The sequence below is a fragment of the Streptomyces sp. NRRL F-2664 genome (assembly GCF_000719345.1).
Classification (GTDB): Bacteria; Actinomycetota; Actinomycetes; order Streptomycetales; family Streptomycetaceae; genus Streptomyces.
Genome location: NZ_JOFX01000023.1, coordinates 72375 through 97621 on the forward strand (window position 1 = coordinate 72375; position 25247 = coordinate 97621).

The following is a 25247-nucleotide window of genomic DNA, read 5'->3' on the forward strand; positions in this document are numbered from 1 at the left end:
AGGACGGGAAAGCCGCCTCCGATCAAAGCCATTCGTTGAGAGCTGCGATCAGCACGGTCGCCTCGTAGCGGACCGCGAGCTTGTCATAGCGCGTGGCGACGGCGCGGTATCTCTTGAGGCGGTTGATCCCGCACTCGACCGCATGGCGCTGGCGGTAGTCGGCCGGGTCGAAATGTGGTGGTCGGCCGCCGCGGGAGCCGAGCTTCCGGCGGTTGCGTGCCTGGTCGGCCTTGTCGGGGATGGTGCAGCGGATCCCGCGGCGTCGCAGGTAGGCGCGGTCCCTACGGGACGCGTACGCCTTGTCCGCCCGCACCCGATCGGGACGGACACGGCCGGCCCGGCCCAATTCGAGGCACACGGACCTTCTCCAGCACCGGTTCGAACTGCGGCGAGTCCCCGCGCTGTCCTGCCGTGATCACGATCGCCATGGGCTTCTGGCCCTGCTCGACGGCCAGGTGCAGCTTGGTGGTGAACCCGCCGCGCGAGCGCCTCGCCCAAGCCCGTGATCACGGGGCTCGGTGAACACGCCACCTGGTGGTTCCTTCTGAAGGTCTCCCTGCTTGCGGGCCCCGGCCGCATGCTGATGGGCGCGGCAGACCGTGGAGTCGACACTCAGATCCCACGTGATCGCACCCTTCGCGTCGGCCAAAGACTGGAGGCAGGTGAGGATCCAATGCCAAGTGCCGTCCCGCTGCCACCGGCGAAACAGGTCGTAGACCCGGCCCCACAGCCCGTACTCGACAGGGACGTCCCGCCACGGCACACCGGTCCGGACCCGGAACCGTATGCCGTTGATCAGTTGCCGCCGAGACCAGACGGCCGGCCGCCCCGCCTTCGCGCCCTTCGGCAACAACGGCTCCAGCACCGCCCACTGCTCGTCCGTGAGATCTCCCCGACCCATGAACCGTGATCATTCACAACCCAAGATCCACTTTCGATATACGGCCTAGATCGGCAGGCCGATCACGCGCCACCCCCGTCGGTCTGCCTCGTCGACCACCTCGGCCCAGCCCGACACCAACTCGGTGAACTCATCGAACCTGGCGACCCACTGTCCCGGTTGCCGCCCCGCGAGCTCCGCGTAGGGGACCCGCAGACCCTCCAGACCCGGGGCGGCCTCGAGCCACCTCCGCCGCAGACGTGCCACCGTCGCCGGACTGAGCACGATCAGCGGTCCGGGCCTCCACAGTCCCTCCAGCGAGGCGAACACCCCGGGGTCGACCTGTTCCGCATCGACGTCGGCCTGCGGCCCCCACCAGATCAACCCCTCCAGGAACTCGTCCAGCGCCGCCCTCACCCCGTCCTCGGCGGCGCCCCGGACCCTTTCCCAGCCCTCCGCGGCCCAGAAGTGCGGCTTGTACGAGCCGAGCGTGCCCGGGAACTCGTACCGCCCCAGCCAGGCTCGCTCCGACCCGGCGGCCGGCCACACCCACCCGTCGACGACGTCACCGCTTCCGTCGGGGTCGTCGTCCGCGTACGCCGACTCCTGTACCACCCGCAGCCGGTCTTCCGGAGCCAGATCCATCACATGCGCCCAGTCGGCGACCAGGACTGTTATGTCCGCACCCATGCGGCGATGCTAGCCATCGGCCCAGGAGCGCCCTGGGTCGACCGACGATCAAAGCTCCGGACGGCCTCGCCGGGCCCGGTGGGTCTGCCACGAGGGCGGAGGCTTTGCCGGCCGCGGGGCGCTACAGCTCCCGGGCGCGGATGTCGGCGTATCCGACCAGGTTGCGCGCCGCGGTGTCCGGTGGGCCGGGCAGGTCTTCGGTCAGGAGGCGGCCGGTGGTTTCGTACGGTCCGAAGGCGCCGTCGGATGTCGGCAGCAGACGGGTGGGGCGGGGCAGGCGCCCGGTCGTCGACGCGATGGCTGGGTCCCCGTACCGCTCCTCGGTCCCGGTGTCCCCGGACGGCGCCCGGGCAGCTCGTCAGGGCATGAGGCGACCGCCGGTGCCGGCCTTTGCCGTGGTCCTGGGTGCGCTGGCGGAGGGCGCCGCCGGTGACGACGTACGAGCGGGCGTCGGCGCACCACGCGACGACAGAATGCCTGCGGTTGGGTATACGGCGGCGACTGCCGCGGCGCAGGGCACGGTGCGCCGGCGGTCCTCGTCGTGGCGGTCGGGCTCACCGACGTAGCGGCGTATTCGGCGCACAGCCCGGCTTCGGAGTCCTGGTGGGCGCAGGTGTGTGCGAGGCGGGCGGCTGCCCGGCGGGTCCGGGCGCCTACGGTCGGCGAGCTGCCAGGCCATCGAGAAGGACGTACCTGCGTGCGCAAGGCGTACGATGCCGTTCGCCTACGCCTCGCACCACGCGTGCTGCTCCCGGCGCACGCTGGCGTTGATGACAGCCAAGCTCTCTGAGATCGCCGTGCGCTTCCCGGAGCAGCACCGGGCGATGTGCGAACGCCGCATCGCCGACCGCCCCGCGAGCCTTCCACCCACGCTTCCGCTCGGCCGCGCTTGCGTTCGCAGTCGTCCGACGCAGGGAAAGCCGCATCCCACAGCGCGCAAGGCTGCCTGCACGGCCTTGCGCCCCGGTCGGCCTCGCGGGAGCCGGCCGGGGCGGCCAGGGGGCGGCTGCACCGGTCAGCGCTGCTGGAGCCGCCGGATCATCCAGCCCATGCCCTGGCGATGCCGTCGTGTCCGGCGGTCCGGGTCAGGGATCGCAGCATCCGGCGCCGCCGACGGCGCTGCCGCGTAGGCGTCGTTGAACGACAGCCGGTCCTCGGCTACCTCCGCCGCCTGGTTGTTGTTCGGCTCGGGGCTTTGCCCGCAGCTGCCTTGCGGGCCCCGGCCTCGACACGGACGGTTGTCCATGTCGCCGATGCCGCCGCCGGCGGCTGGCTTCGGTCACTGCTCGGGTGGCCGGTCAGGACGGCGACGGCGGCAGCGGCTCCGCAGGGTGCCTGTGCAGGGTGGGGGAGTGTGCGGGTCGGGTGTCGGGGTCCGTTTCGGGGTGGGTGAACCGTACAGGTTTGCCGAGTGACCGGGAGTAGGCGATCTCGGCTCGGGTGCTCTCTCCGATGTAGTCGCCGACGACCAGGACTTCGTCGGCGAGCCGGATCTTCGCCCGGTGCAGTTCGTCGAGCCGGACCTTCAGCGCCTCGGCCTCGACGGGATCAGACCACAGTTCGTGTGGTGACTTCATGTCGCAGCCCGGTTTGACGACGATCTTTCCGGCTTTGGTCTCCCGTACGTCGGCCTCGGTCATATCGGCCATGAAGCGGGTGGAGCCGCAGATCACGACGATACGGGGGAGGCTCAGCCGCTTCTTCGCTTCGGCGAGTTGTTCCTCCGGGGTCAGCGGTTGCGGGTATGACACAGATTCCTCCTGGTGGTGTGGCCCAAAGGATGCCTGCGGAGACGACAACGAGGGTGCCCGAGATCATGATCACGGCCTGCACGGGTGACCGTGCAGGCAACGACCCGTGGCGTCAGTCTGCTCCGCATGACCGATACCCGGCTGAAACGCAACCGCAGGTCCCTCGAAGGGGCCGCCTGACGCCCTGGAAGCTCGCCTCACCGACGCTGTGCCGGTACCGGATCACCGGCTTACGAGATACCCGGAAGGCAGATGCCGTGCTGAGCACTCCGTACCGTTCCAAGGCCGCCAGGAAGGCGGAGCCGCCCGCCCCGCCTCCGCCTCCGTCCGCCAACCGCTGCCGCGTACTCGTGCCCACCGGCCGTGGCCGCGACTCGCTGATCGCCGCCGTCGCGGTGTGCGCGGCCCTGACGATGACCCTGCACACCAGAATCCCGAACGGGGCCGCCAACCTCGGCAGCCTGTTCCAGACCTTCCTGCCCTGGGCCGGGCTGACCGTCCCCGTCCTCCTCGGGGCGGCGGCGGTACGCCGCTCCCGGCTCGCGGCCGTCGCAGTCCTGGCTCCCCTGACCGTCTGGGGCTGCCTTCCCTTGAACGGTACAGCTATGAGGTAGCGGTGGCCGCGAACGGACTCGACGGACTGGAGGCGTTCCGGGCCGGCAGGCACGACCTAGAGGGAAGAAGGGTGTGACAGCTGCGACCTGCGGGGGTGGGGGACAGCCGCCCCCGCAGGTCGCAGCAGGGGAGTGGCACCCCGCCGGGTCCGAAGACGCAACCCAGCGGCCAGACACCCGCCGCGGCCCGCGCCCCTCTGCCCATCCGACCCGAGCCCGATGAGCGGAGCCGGTGTCCGGATGTCCCTGGCCGCACCGATCAAGTCGTACGCGTACTGCTGCGCAGGGCGCCGTCACGCCGGTCGTCCGGGAAATCGGAAGCGCCACCAGCCGCACGTCTCATACCCTCGGTCCGCACCGGCCCGTCGAATGTCACGAAGGACTTTGTGAATCACTCCGATCTCCTCACCAAGGCCCCCTCGCTCGCAGCCGGCATGGCCGCCGCCGATCACAGCCCGGACACCCAGCTGTCCCAGACTCGCCACCGTGCCGCGCTCGTGGCGAGCTGGCACATCGCACCCGGCTCAACCGTCCTGGAGCTGGGCTGCGGCCAGGGCGACATGACCGCCGTCCTTGCAGAGGCGGTCGGGCCGAAAGGGCGCGTGGTGGCCGTTGACGTGGCCGCACCCTCCTACGGGGCGCCGGTCACGCTGGGAGAGTCGGCAGCCCGGCTCGCCGCGGGCCCTCTCGGGCCACGCATCGACTTCCGCTTCGGCACCGACGTCCTCGACCCGTCGGTCGACTTCCCCCTAAGCACCTTCGACCACGTGGTGCTCACACATTCCTCCTGGTACTTCTCCTCACTCGGACACCTGCGCGACACGCTGACCCGGGTACGGCCGTGGGCGCGGCGGCTGTGTTTCACCGAGTGGGACCTGACGCCTGCCTCCGACGACCAGTTGGCGCACCTGCTCGCCGTGCTGATCCAGGGGCAGACCGAGGCCGCGGGATCGCACGGCCAAGGCAATGTCCGCACACCCTTCTCCCGTGAATGCCTGCTGCGGCTCCTGTCTGACACCGGCTGGACCGCCGACGGCAGCGAGCCGGTCGACACCGGAGAACTTCAGGATGGCGACTGGGAAATCGCAGCCTGCCTCGACCTGGTCGGAAGCGATGAGCGGCTGGCCGCGCTGCCCGAGCCGGTGCGACACCTCGCCCTGAGCCAGGCCGACGTTCTCCGGGCCATTGCCAAGCCGCACGGCAACCGCGCGCTCGCCGCGTATTCGGTCACCGCGCGCTGACGTACGACCCCAGCGGCCGGCCCTGGCGGACACGACCGGGTGGCGGCCGTCTGGCGGCGAGCGACCCGGCGCCGGCCTGCGGTCACAGCAAGCGGTCGATGGTCCGGGCAGAGGCCGTCCGCCGCTCGGCAGCGATCGGAACGCCCAGGGTGGTGACCGGGAGCCTGTTGTCCTCAACCGAGAGGCAGGTGCGCCGGTGCATGCGTCCTTTCCGGTGCTGAGGGGAGCCCCGTGGAAAATCGGCGGTGGGACAGTGATCGGGACTGCTTGGATGCAGCCATGACCACTCTCCTTCCCGCTGCATACGAGATATCCGCCGACACGGCACGGATCGACAACGCGCTGGTCCACCAGTGGTTGTCACAGGACGCGTACTGGGCCCGCGACCGGTCCAGGGAGAAGCAGGACCGCGCCATCGCAGGCTCCCTCAACTTCGGCGTATACGAACGCGCCTCCGGCGCCCAGGTCGGCTACGCCCGCGTGGTCACCGACCACGCCGATTTCGCCTGGCTGTGCGACGTGTACATCTCCCCACAGGTGCGCGGCAAGGGCATCGGCACCGCGCTCGTCACCGCCGTGCGCGACCACCTCGCCCCCTACAGGCTCCGGCGGGTCCTGCTGGCCACCGCCGACGCGCACGAGATCTACGCCCGGATCGGCTTCGCCCCGCTGGAGGCGCCCGAGCGGTGGATGACCCTCGGCAGTCAGTGAGCCGGCCGGCGCCACGCCCCCTCGGCGTCGCCGGCCAGGTGGTGGGCGAGGTGATCGGCGAGGGGGGCCAGCCAGTCGGGCCGAGCGTTGCCGAGGAGGTGGTCGCCGTGCGGGACGGACAGGTATGTGCCGCTCGGCGCCAGCCGGGCCAACGGTGCGGCGTCGGTGACGCCGGGGATCAGGTCCCGGCCCCCGTCCACGACCAGGAGCGGCGCCGTGATGCGCGGTGCGAGAGCGGCGAGATCGACCTGGCCGGCGAACTCGCGTGCGGCGGCGGTCCCTCCGGCCCGCCGGGCCATGACCTCCCGCACGGGCGGCGGAAGGTGCGCCCAGTCGAGGCGGAAGGGCCCGCTCACCGTGGCGGCCGCCGCCACGCGCGGCTCCAGCGCGGCGGTACGGGCCGCGAAGTACCCGCCCAGGCTGAGGCCGACGAGTCCCACCCGAGCCACCCCGAGGGCGTCGATCGCCTCGCCCACGACCTGCTCGTAGTCCGCCCTCAGGGTGCTGGTGGCCGCGAGGACGCCCTGGCCGGGGCCGTCCATCGCGAACACCGCGAGGCCCCTCGCCAGCAGCGCGGACGCCAGGTCGAGGAACTCCTCCTTCGCCGAGTCCAGACCGGGTACGACGATCACGGTGCCGACGGCTTGGGCCGGGTCCGCCGGGCCGCGCAGCCAGCCGGTGAAGCCCGCGCCGCTCACCCGCCGCGCGGCAGGCTCCCGTACGGCGAGCGCCCGGCCCAGGGCCTCGTCCGCCAGTGCTGCGGCGCGGTGCGCCTCGGGGTACGGCGCGAGCGTGGCGACGTGGAACCAGCGGGCCGCCATCGTGAGGTACCCGCCCGCCGAGACGGCGGATGCCGCCCGCTGCGCACGCCGGAGGTAGGCGTGCCCGATGGCCTCGAAGGCCGGCCCCCAGTCGGAGACGGAGGTCAGGCCGCCGGTGACGTGCCGGTACTCGTGGGGGTCGAGGCCGGCGCCGGTCGCACGCGTCCACTGCGCGGCGGCGAACTCGGCGACGCTCATCGATCTCGTCCCGTCAGCAGGGCGGCCTCGCCGCCCCCCCCGGGACGGGTCGGGGGACGTCGGCGAACGCGGCGGGGCGCTCCACGGCGCCCGGCGGAATCAGTCGGTGCATGCCGCGCATCCAACGCCGACGCCCGCCCCGCGGTCCAACAACGATCCGGCACGAGCGACAACCATCCGTTGTCATCGCAGCTCGGCCGCGTGCTCGGTCACCGACGGCCACCCCTAAGGTGGGAGCCGTGGATCTTGACGTCGCGCAGGTGCGTGCCTTCGTGCACGCCGCGGAGGAACTGCACTTCGGCCGGGCGGCGGGGCTGCTGGGCATCACCCAGCAGGGGTTGTCCAAACGGGTCGCGCGGTTGGAATCACTGCTCGGCACCACGCTGTTCGAGCGGCACGGCAACGCGGTACGCCTGACCGAGGCCGGGCGGCGCTTCCTTGCGCCCGCACGGCAGACCCTGTCCGCCGCCGACGCCGCGGTCGCCGCGGCGGTCGGCACGGACCGTCCGCTCCATGTGGACGTGTGGGGGCACCTCTACGCCCCCCTGCGGACCGTGGCCCAGGTGGCGGCGGAGGCCGGGGAACTGGTGCTGGGGCACGGCCGCGACCTCCCCTCGGTGACGGACGCCCTGCTGTCCGGCGCCGTCGACGCGGCCTTCGGCCGGGTCCACCCGCCCCTGCCCACCGGACTGGTGCACCGCCTCGTCCGTCTCGAACCGGTCGACGCCGTGCTGAGCACGGACCATCCGCTGGCGGCCGAGGCGGCCCTGCGCCCCGAGCAACTGAGCGGCAGCGTGCTGTGGGCCCCCGGCGCGCTGGAACGCCTGGACTTCCTCCACCGCTTCGCCGACCGCTTCGACATCCCCGACCGGGCATCGAGCGTCAACCTGGGTCTCGCCCACTTCCTCGCCGAGGTGGCGGACGACCCGCGCCGCTTCTCGCTGCTGCCGGCCGACGTGCCCCGGCCGGAGCTCCCCGGGCTGCGCTCCGTCCCCCTGGTCGACCCCACTCCGCTGTATGCCTGGCACCTGGTGTGGCGCCCCGGCAACGGCCACCCGGGCCTGAACAGGCTCACCGCCGCCTGCGCTGCGCAGGCGCGGCGGAGCCGCTGGCTGGAGTACGACCCTGGGCGCGACTGGCTGCCGGACCCGTCCCTCACGCAGGGCGGAGTGGGCTGACGGAGCCGGCCGGGTCAGCGGCGTGTCCGCATCTGCCGGACCGCGGCAGCGGAGCGGGCGCCACGGCCGGTCCCGGGCGGCTCACGCTGTCCCGCCCCGCACGAGGTGCGCGGTGATGAGCTCTTCCCAGGAGCGGATGAAGGACGGGTAATCGGCGGCGAACGCGTCGAGTGCCCGGGCTGCGGCGGGAGTCAGGGGCGTCATGTCGTAGGTGACCGTCACCTCACTGCCGGCTGCGGTCGCAGCCAGGGCGACGGTGACCGTGCCGGCGCGGACGCCGGGGGTGATGCGGGCGTAGGAGACCGACCGGGGGAAGTCGCGGGCGGCGACCAGCCAGGTCGTCTCCTCGTCGGGGGACGAGGTGAGCCGGACGGTTCCCGGCGCAGTGTCGTCGGCCGCCGCGACCGGGAAAAGGGGTTCCCAGCCGGGCACCCAATCGCGCTCGCCCCGGGCGGTGAAGAGGCGGAAGGCGACTTCGGGCGGGAGGGGAACGTGCAATGCGGCGGTCACGACACGACGGTCCACGGGTTCCCTTCCCCTCCAGGTGCAGGGTGGCCCGGTTCTCCGGCAGGGCGTCGCACCCGGGCGTCGCCCGCAGCGGAGGGGGCCTCGTGGGGGACGCGCCCGGCCGCTGTCGGCCGGGCGCCTCGTGTCACGCGGTCCTCGCGCCGGCCCGTGGGCCGTCTCAGTTGCCGATGCCGGAAGTGCCGATGCCCGAGTTGCCGATGCCGTGGCTGCCGATGCCGGTGTTGGCGATGCCCGCGTTGCCCAGCCCCCAGTTGGCGATGCCGGCGTTTCCTACGCCGTTGTTGAAGGCGCCGGCGTTGCCGACGCCCGAGTTGCCGATGCCCGAGCTGCCCACGCCGTCGGCGGCTGCCGCCCCGACACCGACGACGGCCACCACGGCCGCGGCACCCAGCACGGTCGCCACACGAAGAAGAGTCGTACGCATCGTCACATACCTCCTGCTCAGCGGATGTTGCCGCGTATATCCATAACATAGGAGTACGGGAGATATCGTGGGAAGTGCCGGAATTCGGCGTGCCGCGAGGGCGCGCACGTGCATTCGGCCGTGGCCCCGGACGCCGCGACACCAGGACCCCTGCACCGGACTCCGGCCCCGGGCCCCGTCGAGGCCGACAGTCACGGGCCGCGAAAGTTGTGGGACTGCCCGTACGCCGCGAAGGGGAGATCATGATGGTGTGGTGCGATGAGGATCGGCTCGGGCGTGAAGGACAGGCAAGCTGTGCGGGAGGCTGAAGTCACAACGGTCGCGGGGCTGCTCGCGGCGGTTGCCCAGGGGGAGAGCGGCGCGCTGTGGCGGCTGGAGGGCGCGGACCGCCAGCTCGACGCGAACCTGGTGCGCCACCTGCCCGGGACCGGCGGCGCGGCCTACACCGAGGACGAGGTCGACGTGCTGCTCGTCGTCGTCGCGGGCGGCGGCACCCTCACCCTGGACGGGACGACGTCCCGCCTGACCCCCGGCTTCCTCGGCCTCCTGCCGCGCGGCACCTCCCGCGCCCTGCTGGCCGGCCCCGAAGGCCTGCTCGTCCTGACCGCGCACCGCAGGCGCCGCGGTATGAGCATCGGCCGGACCACGCCCACCACCGCGCCCGAACCGTGCGCGCTGCACGCGGTCTGCCCCCGGTGCCACCGCCACGCGATAGAGGCGGACGCCCGCTTCTGCTCCGGCTGCGGCACACCCCTCCCACCCCGCGCCGCGTAGGCGGCCGCGTCGTCACGCTCGGTGGCGGCGGCGGGGATAGGGTGGCGCCGGGTTGGATGTCGTCGGGTTCCGTGCCGCGCGCGGGACGCCCTTCCGGAAAGGTACTCACCCGTGTCTGCTGCGCTCTCCGATGATCTGAAGCGTCTCATCGACGATTCCCCCGTGTTCGCGACGGTGGCGACCATCCAGCCCGACGGCAGCCCGCAACTGTCCGTGGTCTGGCTCCGGCGGGACGGCGACCAGCTGCTCATCTCCACGACGGTGGGCCGCCGGAAGGAGAAGAACCTCCGCCGCGATCCGCGGATCACCGTGATGATCAACCCGCACGACGCGCCGTACACCTATGCCGAGGTGCGCGGGACGGCGGAGCTGACCGAAGAGGGCGGCCAGGAGCTGATCAACGAACTCTCGCGCAAGTACACAGGCAAGGAGTACCGGGACTTCAACCCGGCCTCCGTCGACGACGCCCCCCGCGTCGTGGTCCGGGTGGTTCCCCGCAAGGTCGTCGGCTCGATCTAGGGTGCGCATCGGTCCCGCCGGCCCGGCGGACACCCCCGGCCCTGCCGCAGACGCCCGTGCCCCGGACCGGTCGTGCCGGACCGGTCCGGGGCCCCGCGGTGCTGCGGGCGTCAGGCCGCCAGTTCCTGCTGGGACGCGGCGGAGGGCAGTTCCTTCCCCGACCGGTTCTTGACGAGCTCCACGTTGTCGACGAACAGCTGGAAGAGCAGCTGGCTCGCCCCGAGTTCCCGGCCGTTCTTGCCGTTGTTCCCCTGCGCGATGCCGAGGCTGTACGGCTCCTTGTCCTCGGCCTTGACGCCGATGTAGCCACCCAAAGTGCCCTCGTTCGGGTTGGCGTTCTTGTAGTCGCCGCCGCCCGCGTTCGCCTTGCGGATGTAGTCGTTCTTGTAGCCCGGGCCCAGGGCCATGTGGTCCTGCCGGAAGAGGAGTTCGTGGGCTCCGGGCTTGAGGGTGAACTTCAGCTGGACGGCGTACGGATCACCCTGGGTGTCGTAGTACCCGTCGGCCTGCCCCTGGTCGCCGAGGTGGGCCCCGATGGTCATACCGGTGTAGCCCTTCTCCCGGAACTCCTTCGCCGAGCCCTCGCCGGAGGCCACGTACGCCAGCATCTCCTCGCGTGCGGCTGCGTCGCCCCAGTAGGCGAGAGCGCTCTCCGCCTCTTCGAAACTCATGGACCGGTACAGCTCCATGCGCCCGGCGTCCTGCCCCTTGCTCGACAGCTCCGCCAGCAGTGCGGGCCCGACGGTCTTGATGATCTCGTCGATCGTGCGGGCAGGTTTGCTGGCCTTGAACTTCCTGGCGGCCTTCTTGGAGTCGGCCATGTGCGTGGCCCTGCTCTTCGCGGCGCTGCTGCTGGCCCCGCCCAGCCCCGCCTTGTCCCGCCAGTACTCCTCCGTCAGCCGGGCCTGCGGGTCGTCGACCCGCTGCACCGGCGCGCCGGAACCGGACCCGGCCGAGGGCGCCGCGTGGCGCTGCACGTCCGTGGGGGCGCGATGGCCGGGTGCCATCACCCGGGTGGCGTTCGCCTCCGCCTCCCGCTCGAACCGGTCCGCCGGGTCGGAGACCCTGAGCCCCGCACCGTTGTCGGTACCCGCGACAGGTCCCTGGCGCTGCTGGATGACGTGGGTCAGTTCATGGGCGAGGGTGTGCCTGTCGCCGCCGCCGGAGCCTATGACGACGTGGCTGCCGGAGGTGTAGGCGCGGGCGCCGACCTCCGCTGCGGAAGCCTTGGCGGCGCTGTCGTCGTGGATGCGGACATCGGAGAAGTCCGCGCCGAGCCGGGCTTCCATGTCGGTGCGGGTGGCGGTGTCCATGGGGCGCCCGGGGGCCCGCAGGACGTCGTGCACGGCGGACCGTTGCACGGCGGCACCCCGTACGGCCGGCTGCCCGCCGGCCTGCTGGTGCCCGCACCCGTCGGTGTGCCGGTGCTCTTCCCGGGCGAGTGCGTGACCGGCCCTGCGGAGCATCTGCACGACTGCTGCGTTGCCGGCCGCGGCCTGCTGCGCCATCAGTGCCGTCGGAGGCTCGGACGTCTGCCGGGGCACTGCGGAACGGCTGGAGGCCTGCAGTAATTGATCGTCGTTCCTGCGTGTCGAGCGGGGGTGCTGGGGACTCACGCGATCGCCTTTTCGGTACGTCGGGGAAGCCGCCTCACGCGGCTGCCGGCCACGCCCCCAGGGGTCGGTCACACCCGTCGTGACCAGGGGGTCCGAAGCATTATCCGACCATGCGCCGCTGCGGGGCGAACGGCGGTGGCCGGTTGCCGTCCCCCACGCCCGCCGAGGCCGCGCTCGCGGCCGGGCGCTACGGCGCGCTGGCCAGCCGGACCGTGACGGTGAGTCCGCCCTCGGGGCGGGGGACGAGGGTGAGGATCCCGCCGTGCGCGCGGACGATGCTGTGCACGATGGCCAGACCGAGGCCCGCGCCGGCGTGCTCGTCCGTGCGCACGCGTTCCGCCCCGCGCTGGAAGGGCTCGGTCAGGGTCGGCACCCGTTCCGGCGGGAGCGGGCGGCCCGTGTTCTCGACACGCAGCACGCTGGTGTCGCCGTAGGTCCCGGTGTGGACCGTCACGGTGCCGTCGGCGGGCAGGTTGTGGACGACGGCGTTCTGGACGAGGTTCGCCACCATGCGCAGCAGGAGCTCCGCGGAGCCGCAGACCGGTGCCGCGCCCCCGGTGACGTCCAGGGTGATCCGGCGCTGTTCGGCGAGGGGCAGCAGGGTTTCGGCGGCCTCCTCCGCGAGCAGGGACAGGTCGACCTCCTCCCCGCCGACGTTCCCGCGGTCGCTCCGGCCGAGCAGCAGCAGGGCTTCCGTCAGGTCGATGGCCCGCCCGTTCACCGTGTGCAGGCGTTCGACGATCTCGGTCAGATCCTGCGTCGGGTCCTTGCGCGCGAGGTCCAGGAGCGCCCGCGAGATCGCCAGCGGGGTGCGCAGCTCGTGGGAGGCGTTCGCGGCGAACCGCTGCTGTTCCGCGACGTGCGACTCGACCTGTTCGAGCATCGAGTCGAACGCGTCCGCCAGTTCCCGGAACTCGTCCTGACGGCCTTCCATGCGGATCCGGTGGGACAGCGACCCCTTCCCGGCGGTCCGTGCCGCCTCGGTGATCCGCGTGAGCGGTGCCAGCATCCGGCCGGCCAGGAGCCATCCCCCCACCAGCCCGAACACCAGCAGGAAGGCCATCGCCACGGCCGCCGCGGGGGCGAAGGTGCGCACGAGGAGGTAGCGGTTGGGGGAGACCCCGAGCAGACCCTGGGAGTTGTCGGGAACATAGCGCAGCAGGTACCCCCACACCACCGCCATCAACAGGGCCCCGGCGACGAAGAGGAACCCGGCATAGCTGAGGGCGAGTTTCCCGCGGGCGCTGAGTCCCGGGCGCCTACGCAAGGGTGTCGATCCGGTAGCCGACGCCCGGCACCGTGGCGATGATCCACGGTTCGCCCAGCCGCTTGCGCAGCGCGGAGACGGTGATGCGCACGGCATTGGTGAGGGGGTCGACGTTCTCGTCCCAGGCCCGTTCCAGCAGCTCCTCCGCGCTCACCACCCCGCCCTCGGCGGCGACGAGGACCTCCAGCACGGCGAACTGCTTGCGGGTGAGGGCGACGTAGCGTCCGGCGCGGAACACCTCGCGGCGGAAGGGGTCGACCCGCAGGCCCGCCAGCTCGCGGACCGGCGGCCGGGAGTGCGCGCGCCTGCGGTCCAGCGCCCTCAGCCGCAGTACCAGCTCGCGCAGCTCGAACGGCTTGGTGAGGTAGTCGTCGGCGCCCAGCCCGAAGCCGGAGGCCTTGTCGTCGATCCGGTCGGCGGCGGTCAGCATGAGGATCGGGATGCCGCTGCCGGAGGCGACGATGCGGCGGGCGACCTCGTCACCGGAGGGGCCCGGGATGTCGCGGTCCAGGACCGCGATGTCGTAGGAATGCACACTGAGCAGTTCCAGGGCGCACTCGCCGTCACCGGCGATGTCGGCGGCGATCGCCTCCAGTCGCAGACCGTCACGGACGGCCTCGGCGAGGTAGGGCTCGTCCTCCACGATCAGTACACGCATGACCGAAGCCTAGGCCGTCCGGGCGCCGCCCCCCTGCGCCACCAGCGGCGCGACGCCAGCGCGGCCAGCGCCGCACCGGCGGCGTTGACCAGTACGTCGTCCACGGACGACACCCGGTCCAGTTCCAGCACGTACTGCGCACTCTCCACCAGGACGGAGCAGGCCGCGCCGAGTGCGAGGATGCGCGGCAGGGACGCCAGCGCCGGGAACCGCAGCGGGGCGAAGAACCCGAGGGAGGCGAAGACGAGCAGGTTGCCGACGATCCCGAGCGGCCCCATCGTCACCAGGTCCCGCAGGGGTACGAGGCTCACCCGGCCGGGAACCATGCCTGCCGCGGCACCCGGCATGAGGATCATCCACACGAACGGCAGCGTCCCGTGCACCATGCCCACCTCGGCCAGCGACATCCGCCACGCCGACGCGGCACCGGCAGCACGCCGCACCCGTGCCAGGAGCCACGCCGACAGCAGCGCCAACGGCAGCGCGACCAGCGTCATGAGCACCACGCCGTTGAACGTGTCGAAGCAGCCGTGCCACCGCCCGGCCATGCACGCGGGCGCGGCCATCATGAGCGGCCGACGCAGCAGGAACACCGCGCCCGCGAGGCCCAGGAGCGCCGCCCCGAGGAGCACGATCCGGCCCGGACGGCGGGCAGGCCGGGTGGCGGACCGAGCGGCCGGGACGGGTCGAGGGGGCCGCAGCGGCGCGGGCAGCGGAGCGTCGTCGTTCATGCGCCCATTGGACAGGTGGGCCGGTTGCGGCGGCGTATGGGATTTCCGATACGCCGGCGATACATCCGCGCCCGGCTCTCGGCCAACCCGCCCCGCTCACGCCCTCCCCCCGGGACGTGACGCCGGCCCTGCGCGCGGCGTGGTCGACCTCGGCGGCGGTGAACTCCGGCACGGATAGAGTGCATTGGCAAGCATCGACTGCGGATCGGGGGACCCATGACGCTCGCGGACGCACCGCCCATCGTCCTGGTGCACGGTACGAGGTTCAGCGCAGCCCAGTGGAGCCAGCAACTCGGTCCGTTGCGCGCGGACTTCCCGGTCGCAGCCGTCGATCTCCCCGGCCACGGCGCCCGTGCCCGCCAGCCCTGGAGCCTGGATGCGGCGACGGAGGTCATCGCCGCCGCAGTGGGTTCGCTCGACCGCGGGCCCGCCCTCGTCGTCGGCCACTCGCTCGGCGGCTACGCCGCACTGGAGTTCGCACGCCGCCGCCCGGACCTGCTGCGGGGGCTGGTCCTGGCCGGCGCCAGCGCCTCCACACGCGGAGCCTGGACGGCCCCGTACCGCTGCGTCGCGGGGCTCGCCGGACGCCTCCCCGCGGACCGGCTGACCCGCTGGAACGACCGGCTGCTGCGCCGGCTCTATCCGCCCGAGGTGGTGGAGGCGACCATCCGGGCCGGTTACGCCTTCCACAGCCTCCCGGCGGCGTGGGGCGAAGTGCTGGGCCGCTTCGATGCGGGCGCCATGCGGCACGTGAAGGCCCCGGTGCTCATCCTGAACGGCGAGAAGGACACCGTCTTCCGTTCCGGCGAGCAGGATTTCGCCCGCGCCCACCACGACGCCCGCATCGAGCTGGTCCCACGGGCCCGGCACCTCGCCAACTTCGACGCCCCCCAGGAGTTCACGGACGCCGTCCGCCGCTTCGCCCTCCACCTCCCCCCGCACGCTGCCCGACCCCCGCACGTCCGACGCCATGCAGCGCCCGACCGCGTCGACCGGCCGGGTGGGGCAGGATCGGGAGGAAACGGATGAGACGGCCTACCCCGGACCGTGGCCGCCGGAGTCGACCCGTACGGTCTCCACCCACGGCGGGGGTGCGGGCGGGGCCTGGCCGATCAGGGCGGCGATCAGGCGGCAGGACGGCGTCTCGTCCGGCCACGGCGTGTGGCCGTCGGTCAGGACGACCACGACGTTCGGCCGGTCGGGCAGGGCCAGGGCGGCCTCGATGCCGACCCGCATGTCGGTGCCTCCACCGCCTGCCAGAGCCACCTCGCCGACACTGCGCACCCGGGTCACGACGTGCACGTCGGCGTCGCACGCGAGGACGGCCACCCGGTTCCCGCCGACGCCCACCTCCCGCAGCACGCCGGTGACTTCGGCCAGCGCCGCCGCCAGATCCTCCGGCCCCATCGACCCCGAGGTGTCGACGACGACGGCCACCCGCGGCAGCGGCCTGCGCAGGCTGGGCAGCACCACCCGGCCGCCGAGCGCCGGCGTGCGGCGCGAGGGACGGCGGTAGGTGTAGTCCACCGCGCCGGCCGCCCACGCCGCGGCTTCGCGCACCGCGCCCGCAAGTGCTTCACGCCAGTCGACGGACGGCTCCAGCAGTTCGTCGGCCCATCGTGCCCAGCCCTCGGGAACCCGGCCCCGGCTGCGCATGTGGGCCCGTACGGCCTGTGCGGTCTGCCGCCGCAGCGCCTCCGCCTCCACCGGGCCGACCCGGGCGGGACCGCCGGCCCCGCCCAGCTCCCAGGGCGTGGGCGTGCCGTGCGCGCCGGAACCGCAGTCCGGTCCGTGGGGCGTCGGCGGGATCCCCGGCAGGTACGTCTCGAAGAGCCCGCCGGCGGGCAGGCCGTAGAGCCTGGGTTCCATCCGGCCGTCGGGCAGCACCAGCCCGTCGGCGAGCAGGTCGTCGTTGATCTCGCAGTCCTGGGCGATGTTGACCCGGACGTGGTCGCCCTGGTCCTCGGCCGGCAGCCGCTCGGCCCGGCCGTGGTGGTCGCGCAGCAGGTGCGCCACCTCGTGGATCCACACTCCCGCCAGCTCGACGACCGGGGTCGCGTCCACGAAGGCGGGGGAGACGTAGCAGCGCCAGTGGCGGTCGACGCCCATGGTCCGCACCCCGTCCGACGGGACCACCGTCAGGGCGTACAGCGCGGAGGCCAGGTACGGACGGGCCTCGGCCGCCTTGTAGCGGGCCGCCAGCAGCTTCGCCCGGTCGAGGCTCCGGTCCACCTGCCGCTCCGTGCCTCAGCCGCCGCCCGGCAGCGAGCCGGACAGCCGGAGCAGTTCCACGAACGCGTCGATGCCGGCGGGCACCGGCCAGTCGAGGTCGCGCATCGCGGCGAGGTCCGCCGCGGCGCGGGCGGCGACGTCGGGCACACCCGCCTCCACGGCCTTGGCGAGCACCGCCCAGCCCGCTTCCCACCGGGGGCGGGTCGGCTCGCTCTGCACGGCTGCGACCACGGCGATGAGGAAGGCCAGCTGCCGGTCGCCGCGCTCGGGCAGCGCGAAGGCGTCCGGATCGGCCAGTACCCGGTCCGGGTCGGGCAGGTCGAGGTGTTCGAGGTACGACAGCAGCTCGATCCCGGCGGCCTCGCCGACGGCGCCGGTGAGCGCTGCGGCCAGGGCCTCCCGGCCGGACGAGGCCGCGTACCCGGTGGCCAGGAGCCGCAGGGCCATCTCCCACGTTCGGGGGGAGGGCCAGCCGCGACCGCGGCCGGCGGCCTCGGTCGGCATGTGGTGGACCAGTCCGGGCCGGGCGGTGAGGAAGCCGGAGACGGCGCCGCGGGCGCGGGCGACGGCGCCGGACGTCCTGGCGGGATCGACGGTGGGGATCGCCACTTCGGGCCAGGTGCCGGCCATGCCGCGCGCCACGGTGCGCGGGCTGTGCGTCCAGTCGAGGTGGACGAAGCGGTTGGCGAGCGGCGGGCTGAGGTGCCATCCGTCGGCGGCGCTGGCGGGCGGGTTGGCCGCGGCGACGATCCGTACGGCCGGGGGGAGTTCGAGGCTGCCGACCCGGCGTTCCAGGACCACGCGCAGCAGGGCCGCCTGGACGGCGGGAGGCGCGGAGGACAACTCGTCGAAGAACAGCAGCCCGTGGCCGGTACGGGCCAGGCGTACCGCCCAGTCCGGCGGCGCCATGGGGACACCGGTGGTGGCGGGGTCGTCACCGACGACGGGCAGGCCGGCGAAGTCGGAGGGCTCGTGCACGCTGGCGATGACGGTCTCCAGCGGTACGCCGAGCGCGGTGGCGAGCTGCACCATGCCCGCGGACTTGCCGATGCCGGGCTCGCCCCAGAGGAGGACGGGCTGATTGGCCGTCACGGCCAGGGCCAGTGCCTCCAGCTGGGGGTTGGTGGCGGGTTCGGTACGGGTGGCGCCGAGGCGGGCGCCCAGGGCGTCGGCGGCGGCCAGGGCCCGGGCGGGCTGCGTCAGGGCGGGCTGCGTCCGGGCGGCACTCATACGTCCTCCCCTTCCTCGTCGTCGTCCTCTTCGTCCCAGTACTCCATCTGCTCGTCGAACCAGTCGGCGCCCACATCCGGGAACTGCTCGTCGACGCGCTCGCGCAGGAAGGCGAGATCGGTGCGCTTGTAGCGGCGGATCTCCTGGGAGACGGACAGGTCCATCTCGTCCACGACGTCGATCCGGGCGCCGGCCGCCAGCAGGGCCTTGACCAGGTCCACCGAACCGCCCCAGTGCACCGCGGACAGCAGCGGCGTGCGGTCCGAGGCGTCCCGCGCCTCCAGGTCGAGCCCGGCCGCCAGCAGCCGTGGAAGGAGCACCTCGTGGTCGAGCAGGTGCAGGGTGTGCAGCAGGCCGCGTCGGCGGGCGTCCCGGATCCGGGGGTCCACGCTCGCGTCCAGCAGGGCCACGACACCCGGGGTGTCACCGTGCTGGGCGCGCAGGAAGAGCTCGTTGCGCTGGGCCTGCAGGCCGCGCGGCAGCCGCCCCTGGCCCGTGGTCCAGGTCTGCTGCACGGCGAAGCACCCCGACACCGCGCCGCCGAACGCCCGCATCGCGCGCTCCCGCTGCTGCTCCTCGGCGGTGTGCGGGACGTCGAGGACGCCGCCCCGCGAACGCACTTCGTGCCACGCGCCGTGACAGCGCACCCGTACCGGCGCGCCGTCCGTGTCGGGTCCGGGCGGGCCCACCGCCGGGCCGGCACCGGGGAACAGCGCCGCGGCCACCAGCGGATGCAGTGCGCGGGGGGAGATCCGGCCGGTCCGCACCAGTTCGAGGTCGGGCAGTCGCTGCCAGGCGTACCGCGGCAGGGCCCGGACGGAGGCGGCCTCGCCCTGGTGGACGACCCGGATCCGGAGCGCCCCCGGACCGCTGTGCTCCAGTACGGCCGAGTAGGGCCAGCCGGCCGGGAGCCGGTACTGATCACCCGCGCCTGCCTCCACCAGCCGCGCCACCTCCGGCGCGATGCGCGTGAGGTCGACGGGCAGCCGCGCGAGGAGGGCTTCCGGGTCCGCCGGGCGCTGGTAGGGCTGCGTGGGAGGTACGGCCAGGTCGCAGGTGATGCCTGCCGCCCCGAACGCGCCGACCGTGTCCCCGGCGGCCCGCCGCCCGGCGATCCGCTCGGCCAGGCCGTCCGGCTCGGCGAAGCGCGCGCCGAGCTCGGCGGCGTGGCGGGCGTCCCAGAAGGGCCGGATCGCGCTCCACTCCTCCGGGACGAAGCCACGCCCTGTGTACTTGTTCCGCTCGACCACGACGGGCTCGCAGTGCAGGCGCAGCCGCTGGGGGCCCTCGCTCATGGCGGGGGTCGTGACCGACAGGGCGGGCCCGCCCGGGCCGCCGTACGTGGCGAGGACGATCCGCAGGTAAGGGGTGAGGGTGGTGCGGCCGCCGAGGTACCGGGGCAGGTGCCAGCGCAGCAGGTCGGGGGCGAGGTGCAGCAGGTCCCGGGTCACGGCGGCGGCCATGTCGGGGCCGTAGCGGACTTCGAGGTCGGGCAGCTCGAAGCCGACGTCCACGGCGGCGGCCGCACAGGCCGCCCGCCAGTCGCCGGCCAGCCGGTGCGCGGTGGCCTGCTCGATCATCCAGCCGGGCACCGCGTAGCGGCGGATCCGCTGCCAGGCCGGGCCGTCCTGGGTACGGAATCCTCCGGGCCGTTCGGCGGCGGTGTCGGCGGCGCTCACCGGTACACGCAGCCGATGGCGCGCACGTCGGGGTGGGCGGCCCGGGCGGGGCGCAGCCGGTCGGCGAAGGAGCGCTTCACGCGGCGGGGGAGGCCCGGGCCCAGCCCGACGTACTCCAGGGCTGTGTCGTGGGGCACCGCGGCGAGCAGGCCTTTCGCGCCGCGCCCGGTCAGGCCGGTGTGGCGCAGCTCCAGCCGGCGCAGCGGGCTGCCGGGCAGGGCGGCGGCCAAGGCGTACGCCCCTTCGTCGCCGGGATGGTTGCCGGGGGCGCCGAGGCTGCGCTCGGACAGGGTGCGGCCGAGGTCGAGCGCTTCGATGCCGCCGAGGGAGGCGGCCAGGGCCCGCGCTCCGGCCGGGCCGATGCCGTTGCCGCCGAGTCCGAGGCGGACCGGGTGCGCGGCGTCGTCCGCGGCGGCGGCGAGGGCCGCAACGCCTTCGTCGCCGAGGTGGTTGGCCGGGGCGTACAGCTCGCGCACCCCGGCGTCGCGGATGAGGGCGGCCAGCGTCGGGGCGGCGTCGGGACCGAGGCCGTTGCCGCCGAGGAAGAGCCGTTCCAGTGGCTGTTCGCGCTCCAGCAGGGCGTCCCGCAGCAGGCGTACGCCGTCGGCGCCGATCCCGGTGTTGACCAGGTCGAGGGTACGCAGGGCGGTGTTGCGGCGCAGCAGCGCGGCGAGCGTACGGGCACCATCCTCGAAGAGCGGGTTCCGCTTGAGCCAGAGGGCGCGGACGGTGGTGTCGTCGGCGAGCGCGCCGGCGAGGGAGCCCATGCCGTCGGGGCCGATGCGGTTGCAGCCGAGGTAGAGCGTGTGCAGCCCGTGGCCGCCTGCGGCCAGCGCCCCGGCCAGGGCGGCGGCGCCCGTGTCGCCGATGGCATTGGTGCCGAGCAGCAGGTGGGCGGCGTGCGGGGAGGCGGCCGCGGCCGGCAGCAGCCGGGCGGCTCCGGCGGGGCCGAGCCCCTGCTTGCAGAGGTCCACGCGGCCGTCGGCGCGCAGGGTGCCCAGCGGGAAGGTCTCGTCGCTCTCGACGGGCCGTTCCGCCGCGAGCCGGGCGAGCAGCGGGTCCAGGCCGGCCGGGTCGGCCGGCGGCAGGTCGGGGTGCTCGATCGCGGGGCACCGTACGGGCGTCGGCTGTGTCATCACCACTCCACCGGATTCTTTCGCCGGTGCCCGGCGGTCCAACACGACGTGAGAACTGCACTGGAGTACGCGACGTGGAACGAGACGAGTACTTCAGAACTGCGGAAGGATACGCAAGACCGGTCGGATTCGAACCGACGTCCTCCAGCTCGATGCGTGGGCGCGACGACCTCTGCGCTACGGCCTTGCTGTCGGGGATCATACTCACCCGGCGGCCGAAAATCGATCACCAGTTCACGGTGGTCCCCGGAGTGGCTCCCCGGCGGCTCCCGAGAGGCGCCGGCCGACCGGGACGAAGGCCGAACCGGACGCCGCAGCAGCGGAGTTGAGCCAGTCCCGGCCGCCGCGGCCGGCGTGCCTGGTGGGGGTGGCGGGTGCTATGTAATGTCACATCGCGTGATGTTCTTACGCCGTGCGGCATCGGCCGCCGCCCTTCTCGCCACCATCCTTCCCCTCACCCTCACCCTCGCTCCGCCCGCGCAGGCGGCAGCCGCCGGCGCGACCGCCTGCCGCCCGCCGGCGCCCGCACCGCTCGACGCCGAACAGTCCCGGCTCGCGGACACCCGCACCACCGCCCTGGTCGAGCGCGGCGGCCTCGGCGACTTCGTACGGCACTTCCCCGCCGCCCTGTGCGCCACGCGCAACCCCACCGAGGCCGGGCGGCTGCTCGACGCGTGGGGTCAGGCCCTCTGGCAGGCCTCGGTACGGCGCGCCCAGGGCCAGCGCCCCGGCGGCGACCTCGCACCCGGGGACGACCGCCCCCTGTACTGGGCGCGGCTCGGCATGACCGCCGCCCTCGCGCGCTGGCAGCCGGAGTTCACCGCCGACCACGCGGCGCTCCGCGCCCGCTTCGAGGACGCCTCCCGCGGCCTCACCGACAACGCCTTCCGGACGGCACCCGGCGTACGGAAGATCTTCATCAGCGGCTTCGACCCCTTCGGGCTCGACGCCGAGATACGCCGCGCCAACCCGTCGGGATCGGCCGCCCTCCAGCTCAACGGGCGGCGCGTGACCCTCGCCGACGGAAGCCCCGCAGAGATCCGCGCCGTCGTCCTGCCCGTCCGGTACGCCGACTTCGACGCCGGCATCGTCGAGCGGGCCTTCACCCCGCACCTCACCGCCGGACCCGCCGCCGCCGACATCATCACCACCGTCAGCCAGGGCTACCCCGGCATCTTCACCCTGGAGGACTGGGCCGGCCGGGCACGGTCCGCCGACCCCTACCCCGACAACGCGCGCGCCCTCTCTGGCGGCACCCGCGAACACCCGGTGACCGCCCCCGGCCTCGGCCCGGGCCCGGAGTTCATCCGCACCACCCTCCCCGCCGACGCGGTGACCGCCGCCGTGCAGACCCCGTACCCGGTCCTCCTCAACAGCGACGTCACCGAGATCCCGGCCGGAGCCACGACCCCCGTCGACCGCACCGACGGCCCGACGCCCGGCTCCCGCGCCGTGGCGGGCGGAGGGGGCGGATACCTGTCGAACGAGGTCGCCTACCGCTCCAACCGGCTTCGCGCCGCACTCGCACCGCACCTGCCCGGCGGCCACCTCCACACCCCTGTCCTCACCGGCCTGCCGGCCGAACCGCACCTGCTGACCGGACCCGAGTTCGAGCGCAACGCGAGCGCGATCACCGCAGAGGTCCGCGCCGTCCTCGAACACGCCGCCGTGCGACGGTAGCCACCCGCCCCGCCCCGGGGCGCCACCCCGCCATGGGGCAGGATGGCAGGGCCCGTTCCCGATGCGCGCGCACGGCCGAACGCGGCTCACAGCACGACGAACTGACAGGTGAAAAGGTGACCACACACCTCATACGACGACACCGCGCAGCCGAGGGGGGCCGTTGAACCGCGACCTCGTCCTGCACGACTGGCTCGTCGCCGGCATCGCGCTGGCGGCGGGCGCCGCCGCCGGAGTCCTGCTGCGCGCCCTCCTGCGGTGGCTGGCCCGGCACGCCGAACGGACCCGCTGGCGGGGCGACGACATCATGGTCGACGCGCTGCGCACCATCGCTCCCGGCGCCGCCCTGATCGCCGGTGCGGCGGTGGCCGCCACGACCCTGCCACTCACCGCGCGGGTCTCGGGCTTCGTGAACCAGTCCCTGACCGCGCTGCTCATCCTCATCGCCACGCTCAGCACGGCGCGGGTCGTCGCGGGCCTCGTCCAGTCCGTGGCGGGAACCCGTACCGGGGTGGCCGCCTCGGCGTCCATCTTCGTCAACATCACACGCATCGTGGTCCTGGTGATGGGCGTCCTCGTCGCCCTGGAAACCCTCGGCGTGTCCATCGCGCCCCTGGTTACGGCCCTCGGGGTCGGCGGTCTCGCGGTCGCCCTGGCCCTGCAGGACACCCTCGCCAACCTCTTCGCCGGAGTCCACATCCTCGCCTCGAAAACCGTGCAGCCCGGCGACTACATCCGGCTCACCAGCGGCGAGGAGGGGTACGTCGTCGACATCAACTGGCGCAACACCGTCGTCCGCAACCTGTCGAACAACCTGGTCATCATCCCGAACGCGCGCCTGGCACGCACCAACATGACCAACTACACGCAGCCGGAGCAGCAGTTCTCGATCATGGTCCAGGTGGGAGTGGGCTACGAGAGTGACCTGGAGCACGTCGAGCGGGTGACCCTCGACGTCGTCGACGGTGTCATGGCCGACATCAACGGCGCGGTCCCCGACCACGAGGCGGCCGTTCGCTTCCACACGTTCGCGGACTCCCGCATCAACTTCACCGTGATCCTCGGCGTGGGCGAGTTCAGCGACCAGTACCGGATCAAGCACGAGTTCGTCAAGCGCCTGCACCGGCGCTTCCGTGCTGAGGGCATCTCGATCCCGGCCCCCACCCACACCGTCGCCCTCCAGCGGGACGACCACCCGACCCCGCCCCCGGTCCCGCACCAGCGCGGCGCGTCACCGTCGCCCCGCACGGAGCTGACGGACCGCGGCGGTCGCCCGACGCGGTAGCCCGCCGGCGGTCGGCGATGCTCCCGCGCCCCTGCTGCCGGCCCTGCCCCCGGACGAGTGTCCACCCGCGGCTTCGGGGGCGGTGGCACATGTGGTGGACTGGGGCATGGGACGCTCGACGGTTGCGGGCGTGTCGTAAGCGGCACGAGAGATGGGACTGCGATGGCCAGCACGGCTGAATCGTCACGCAAGGCAGCAGCGGCAGGGGCGGTCGGTGAGCCGGAGTTGCGGCAGCTCCTGGCGGGGTTGACAGCCGTGCGTGACGGCGACTTCGGCACGCGGCTGCCCGACGAGGCCGACGGTCTCCTCGGGGAGATCGCCACCGTCTTCAACGGTATGGTGGACCAGCTGTCCCTTTTCACCTCCGAAGTGACCCGGGTCGCCCGTGAGGTCGGCACCGAAGGGACGCTGGGCGGGCAGGCCGAGGTCCCGGGGGTGTCGGGCACCTGGGCCGACCTGACGGACTCCGTGAACGCCATGGCCGGCAACCTCACGACCCAGGTCCGGGACATCGCCCAGGTGGCCACCGCAGTGGCGCGCGGCGACCTCTCCCAGAAGATCGACGTCGCTGCCCGGGGCGAAATCCTGGAGCTGAAGGACACCGTCAACACGATGGTGGACCAGCTGTCCTCGTTCGCCGCCGAGGTCACCCGCGTCGCCCGCGAGGTCGGCAGCGAAGGCCGGCTCGGCGGACAGGCCGAGGTGCCCGGAGTGGGTGGCGTGTGGCGCGACCTCACCGACTCGGTGAACTTCATGGCCGGCAACCTCACCGACCAGGTCCGCAACATCGCCCAGGTCACCACCGCGGTCGCCAAGGGCGACCTCTCCCAGAAGATCGCCGTCGACGCCCGGGGCGAGATCCTGGAGCTGAAGAACACGATCAACACCATGGTCGACCAGCTGTCCGCGTTCGCGGGCGAGGTGACCCGGATGGCCCGGGAGGTGGGAACGGAGGGCATCCTCGGCGGCCAGGCCGACGTCAAGGGCGTCTCCGGCACCTGGCGTGACCTGACCGACTCGGTGAACTTCATGGCCGGCAACCTGACCTCCCAGGTGCGCTCCATCGCCCAGGTCGCGACCGCCGTGGCACAGGGCGACCTCTCGCAGAAGGTCCGCGTAGACGCGCGGGGCGAGATCCTGGAACTCAAGACCACGATCAACACGATGGTGGACCAGCTGTCCGCGTTCGCCGACGAGGTCACCCGCGTGGCCCGCGAGGTCGGAACGGACGGCCGGCTCGGCGGGCAGGCCGACGTGAAGGGCGTCTCCGGCACCTGGCGTGATCTGACCGACTCGGTGAACTTCATGGCGGACAACCTGACCGCTCAGGTCCGCTCGATCGCCGAGGTCACGACGGCTGTGGCCCAGGGTGATCTGACGCAGAAGATCCGGGTGGATGCCCGT

24 protein-coding genes and 3 pseudogenes are annotated in these 25247 nt (G+C 73.1%); 11 read left to right on the plus strand and 16 right to left on the minus strand.

Annotation, left to right across the window (positions count from 1 at the left end):
* Positions 1 to 22: 22 nt before the first annotated feature.
* The 4 genes and pseudogenes from IF89_RS42250 to IF89_RS0120720 form a co-directional block, all read right to left on the minus strand.
* A pseudogene (locus IF89_RS42250) lies at positions 23 to 901 on the minus strand (IS5 family transposase).
* Positions 902 to 946: 45 nt separating this feature from the next.
* Positions 947 to 1570: a hypothetical protein gene (locus tag IF89_RS0120715; protein WP_030770051.1), complete on the minus strand. Its 624-nt coding sequence runs from the start codon at positions 1568 to 1570 to the stop codon at positions 947 to 949.
* 1015 nt (positions 1571 to 2585) lie between these two features.
* Positions 2586 to 2816, minus strand: a complete 231-nt coding sequence (locus tag IF89_RS46055; RefSeq protein WP_158717901.1) for a hypothetical protein — start codon at positions 2814 to 2816, stop codon at positions 2586 to 2588.
* Positions 2817 to 2868: 52 nt separating this feature from the next.
* Entirely contained in the window at positions 2869 to 3321 is a 453-nt protein-coding gene (locus IF89_RS0120720) for a hypothetical protein (protein WP_234327826.1), read from the minus strand.
* A gap of 257 nt (positions 3322 to 3578) precedes the next feature.
* Between IF89_RS0120720 and IF89_RS49085 the strand changes: the two genes are divergently transcribed.
* The 4 genes and pseudogenes from IF89_RS49085 (at position 3579) to IF89_RS0120740 (ending at position 5887) form a co-directional block, all read left to right on the plus strand.
* Positions 3579 to 3935 carry a hypothetical protein gene (locus tag IF89_RS49085; RefSeq protein ID WP_030770057.1) on the plus strand — a complete coding sequence of 119 codons (357 nt, stop codon included), beginning with the start codon at positions 3579 to 3581 and terminating at the stop codon, positions 3933 to 3935.
* Positions 3908 to 3994: pseudogene (locus IF89_RS47780) on the plus strand (DNA-binding response regulator); the annotation flags it as partial. The gene IF89_RS49085 and the pseudogene IF89_RS47780, both read left to right, overlap by 28 nt.
* A gap of 327 nt (positions 3995 to 4321) precedes the next feature.
* Positions 4322 to 5176, plus strand: coding sequence for a class I SAM-dependent methyltransferase (locus IF89_RS0120730; protein WP_030770060.1), 855 nt, complete (start codon positions 4322 to 4324; stop codon positions 5174 to 5176).
* Between the two features lie 279 nt (positions 5177 to 5455).
* Positions 5456 to 5887: a GNAT family N-acetyltransferase gene (locus tag IF89_RS0120740; RefSeq protein WP_030770062.1), complete on the plus strand. Its 432-nt coding sequence runs from the start codon at positions 5456 to 5458 to the stop codon at positions 5885 to 5887.
* On the opposite strand, the gene IF89_RS0120745 is transcribed toward IF89_RS0120740, so the two are convergent.
* Positions 5881 to 6906, minus strand: coding sequence for an alpha/beta hydrolase family protein (locus IF89_RS0120745; RefSeq protein ID WP_051807350.1), 1026 nt, complete (start codon positions 6904 to 6906; stop codon positions 5881 to 5883). The two genes, IF89_RS0120740 and IF89_RS0120745, sit on opposite strands and share 7 nt — an antisense overlap.
* A gap of 239 nt (positions 6907 to 7145) precedes the next feature.
* Here IF89_RS0120745 and IF89_RS0120750 point away from each other — a divergent pair, with 239 nt between their 5' ends.
* On the plus strand, positions 7146 to 8084 hold the full coding sequence (locus IF89_RS0120750; RefSeq protein ID WP_030770074.1) for a LysR family transcriptional regulator: 939 nt from the start codon (positions 7146 to 7148) through the stop codon (positions 8082 to 8084).
* An 81-nt stretch (positions 8085 to 8165) separates the two neighbouring features.
* On the opposite strand, the gene IF89_RS0120755 is transcribed toward IF89_RS0120750, so the two are convergent.
* Both IF89_RS0120755 and IF89_RS0120760 read right to left on the minus strand, forming a co-directional pair.
* Positions 8166 to 8594, minus strand: coding sequence for an SRPBCC family protein (locus tag IF89_RS0120755; RefSeq protein WP_030770077.1), 429 nt, complete (start codon positions 8592 to 8594; stop codon positions 8166 to 8168).
* Between the two features lie 175 nt (positions 8595 to 8769).
* The gene (locus tag IF89_RS0120760) at positions 8770 to 9036 is read right to left on the minus strand and encodes a hypothetical protein (protein WP_030770083.1); all 267 of its coding nucleotides are present in this window, start codon (positions 9034 to 9036) and stop codon (positions 8770 to 8772) included.
* A gap of 294 nt (positions 9037 to 9330) precedes the next feature.
* On the opposite strand from IF89_RS0120760, the gene IF89_RS0120765 reads away from it, so the two are divergent.
* Entirely contained in the window at positions 9331 to 9810 is a 480-nt protein-coding gene (locus IF89_RS0120765) for a zinc ribbon domain-containing protein (protein WP_030770085.1), read from the plus strand.
* Positions 9811 to 9921: 111 nt separating this feature from the next.
* Positions 9922 to 10329, plus strand: coding sequence for a PPOX class F420-dependent oxidoreductase (locus IF89_RS0120770; protein WP_030770088.1), 408 nt, complete (start codon positions 9922 to 9924; stop codon positions 10327 to 10329).
* A gap of 110 nt (positions 10330 to 10439) precedes the next feature.
* Here IF89_RS0120770 and IF89_RS47785 read toward each other — a convergent pair whose 3' ends face one another.
* The 4 genes from IF89_RS47785 to IF89_RS0120790 all read right to left on the minus strand — a co-directional run bounded on the left by IF89_RS47785 (position 10440) and on the right by IF89_RS0120790 (position 14601).
* Positions 10440 to 11837, minus strand: a complete 1398-nt coding sequence (locus tag IF89_RS47785) for a DUF4157 domain-containing protein (protein WP_234327827.1) — start codon at positions 11835 to 11837, stop codon at positions 10440 to 10442.
* Between the two features lie 295 nt (positions 11838 to 12132).
* Positions 12133 to 13212 (minus strand): sensor histidine kinase, encoded by a 1080-nt coding sequence (locus IF89_RS0120780; protein ID WP_030770093.1) that lies wholly within the window; start codon positions 13210 to 13212, stop codon positions 12133 to 12135.
* Positions 13205 to 13870 (minus strand): response regulator transcription factor, encoded by a 666-nt coding sequence (locus IF89_RS0120785; protein WP_030770095.1) that lies wholly within the window; start codon positions 13868 to 13870, stop codon positions 13205 to 13207. The genes IF89_RS0120780 and IF89_RS0120785 overlap by 8 nt, the downstream gene beginning before the upstream one ends.
* Complete coding sequence (locus IF89_RS0120790; protein ID WP_078628420.1) at positions 13858 to 14601, minus strand: VanZ family protein; 744 nt, start codon at positions 14599 to 14601, stop codon at positions 13858 to 13860. Before IF89_RS0120790 ends, IF89_RS0120785 begins: the two co-directional genes overlap by 13 nt.
* Before the next feature lie 216 nt (positions 14602 to 14817).
* Between IF89_RS0120790 and IF89_RS0120795 the strand changes: the two genes are divergently transcribed.
* Positions 14818 to 15630: an alpha/beta fold hydrolase gene (locus IF89_RS0120795; RefSeq protein ID WP_078628421.1), complete on the plus strand. Its 813-nt coding sequence runs from the start codon at positions 14818 to 14820 to the stop codon at positions 15628 to 15630.
* A gap of 6 nt (positions 15631 to 15636) precedes the next feature.
* On the opposite strand, the gene IF89_RS0120800 is transcribed toward IF89_RS0120795, so the two are convergent.
* From IF89_RS0120800 to IF89_RS46065, 5 genes and pseudogenes are all read right to left on the minus strand, one after another.
* Positions 15637 to 16833: a DUF2201 family putative metallopeptidase gene (locus IF89_RS0120800; RefSeq protein ID WP_030770101.1), complete on the minus strand. Its 1197-nt coding sequence runs from the start codon at positions 16831 to 16833 to the stop codon at positions 15637 to 15639.
* 15 nt (positions 16834 to 16848) lie between these two features.
* Positions 16849 to 18063: an AAA family ATPase gene (locus IF89_RS0120805; RefSeq protein WP_051807353.1), complete on the minus strand. Its 1215-nt coding sequence runs from the start codon at positions 18061 to 18063 to the stop codon at positions 16849 to 16851.
* Positions 18060 to 19742, minus strand: a complete 1683-nt coding sequence (locus IF89_RS0120810; RefSeq protein ID WP_051807355.1) for an ankyrin repeat domain-containing protein — start codon at positions 19740 to 19742, stop codon at positions 18060 to 18062. The genes IF89_RS0120805 and IF89_RS0120810 overlap by 4 nt, the downstream gene beginning before the upstream one ends.
* Complete coding sequence (locus IF89_RS0120815) at positions 19739 to 20878, minus strand: hypothetical protein (protein WP_030770109.1); 1140 nt, start codon at positions 20876 to 20878, stop codon at positions 19739 to 19741. Before IF89_RS0120815 ends, IF89_RS0120810 begins: the two co-directional genes overlap by 4 nt.
* A 114-nt stretch (positions 20879 to 20992) precedes the next feature.
* Positions 20993 to 21065 (minus strand): annotated as a pseudogene (locus IF89_RS46065).
* 212 nt (positions 21066 to 21277) lie between these two features.
* On the opposite strand from IF89_RS46065, the gene IF89_RS46070 reads away from it, so the two are divergent.
* The 3 genes from IF89_RS46070 to IF89_RS0120830 form a co-directional block, all read left to right on the plus strand.
* Positions 21278 to 22558, plus strand: coding sequence for a hypothetical protein (locus tag IF89_RS46070; protein WP_030770112.1), 1281 nt, complete (start codon positions 21278 to 21280; stop codon positions 22556 to 22558).
* 163 nt (positions 22559 to 22721) lie between these two features.
* Entirely contained in the window at positions 22722 to 23843 is a 1122-nt protein-coding gene (locus IF89_RS0120825) for a mechanosensitive ion channel family protein (protein ID WP_051807357.1), read from the plus strand.
* 162 nt (positions 23844 to 24005) lie between these two features.
* On the plus strand, positions 24006 to 25247 hold a 1242-nt coding region (locus tag IF89_RS0120830; protein WP_158717902.1), incomplete at its 3' end, for a HAMP domain-containing protein.

Excerpts from the sequence above, each read along its gene's own strand:
- IF89_RS0120715 (WP_030770051.1), bottom strand. The coding sequence starts at position 1,570 with ATGGGTGCGGACATAACAGTCCTGGTCGCCGACTGGGCGCATGTGATG.
- IF89_RS46055 (WP_158717901.1), bottom strand. The coding sequence starts at position 2,816 with ATGGACAACCGTCCGTGTCGAGGCCGGGGCCCGCAAGGCAGCTGCGGG.
- IF89_RS0120740 (WP_030770062.1), top strand. The coding sequence starts at position 5,456 with ATGACCACTCTCCTTCCCGCTGCATACGAGATATCCGCCGACACGGCA.
- IF89_RS0120745 (WP_051807350.1), bottom strand. The coding sequence starts at position 6,906 with ATGAGCGTCGCCGAGTTCGCCGCCGCGCAGTGGACGCGTGCGACCGGC.
- IF89_RS0120760 (WP_030770083.1), bottom strand. The coding sequence starts at position 9,036 with ATGCGTACGACTCTTCTTCGTGTGGCGACCGTGCTGGGTGCCGCGGCC.
- IF89_RS47785 (WP_234327827.1), bottom strand. The coding sequence starts at position 11,837 with ATGGCGCAGCAGGCCGCGGCCGGCAACGCAGCAGTCGTGCAGATGCTC.
- IF89_RS0120785 (WP_030770095.1), bottom strand. The coding sequence starts at position 13,870 with ATGCGTGTACTGATCGTGGAGGACGAGCCCTACCTCGCCGAGGCCGTC.
- IF89_RS0120790 (WP_078628420.1), bottom strand. The coding sequence starts at position 14,601 with ATGAACGACGACGCTCCGCTGCCCGCGCCGCTGCGGCCCCCTCGACCC.
- IF89_RS0120795 (WP_078628421.1), top strand. The coding sequence starts at position 14,818 with ATGACGCTCGCGGACGCACCGCCCATCGTCCTGGTGCACGGTACGAGG.
- IF89_RS0120805 (WP_051807353.1), bottom strand. The coding sequence starts at position 18,063 with ATGAGTGCCGCCCGGACGCAGCCCGCCCTGACGCAGCCCGCCCGGGCC.
- IF89_RS0120815 (WP_030770109.1), bottom strand. The coding sequence starts at position 20,878 with ATGACACAGCCGACGCCCGTACGGTGCCCCGCGATCGAGCACCCCGAC.
- IF89_RS46070 (WP_030770112.1), top strand. The coding sequence starts at position 21,278 with ATGTTCTTACGCCGTGCGGCATCGGCCGCCGCCCTTCTCGCCACCATC.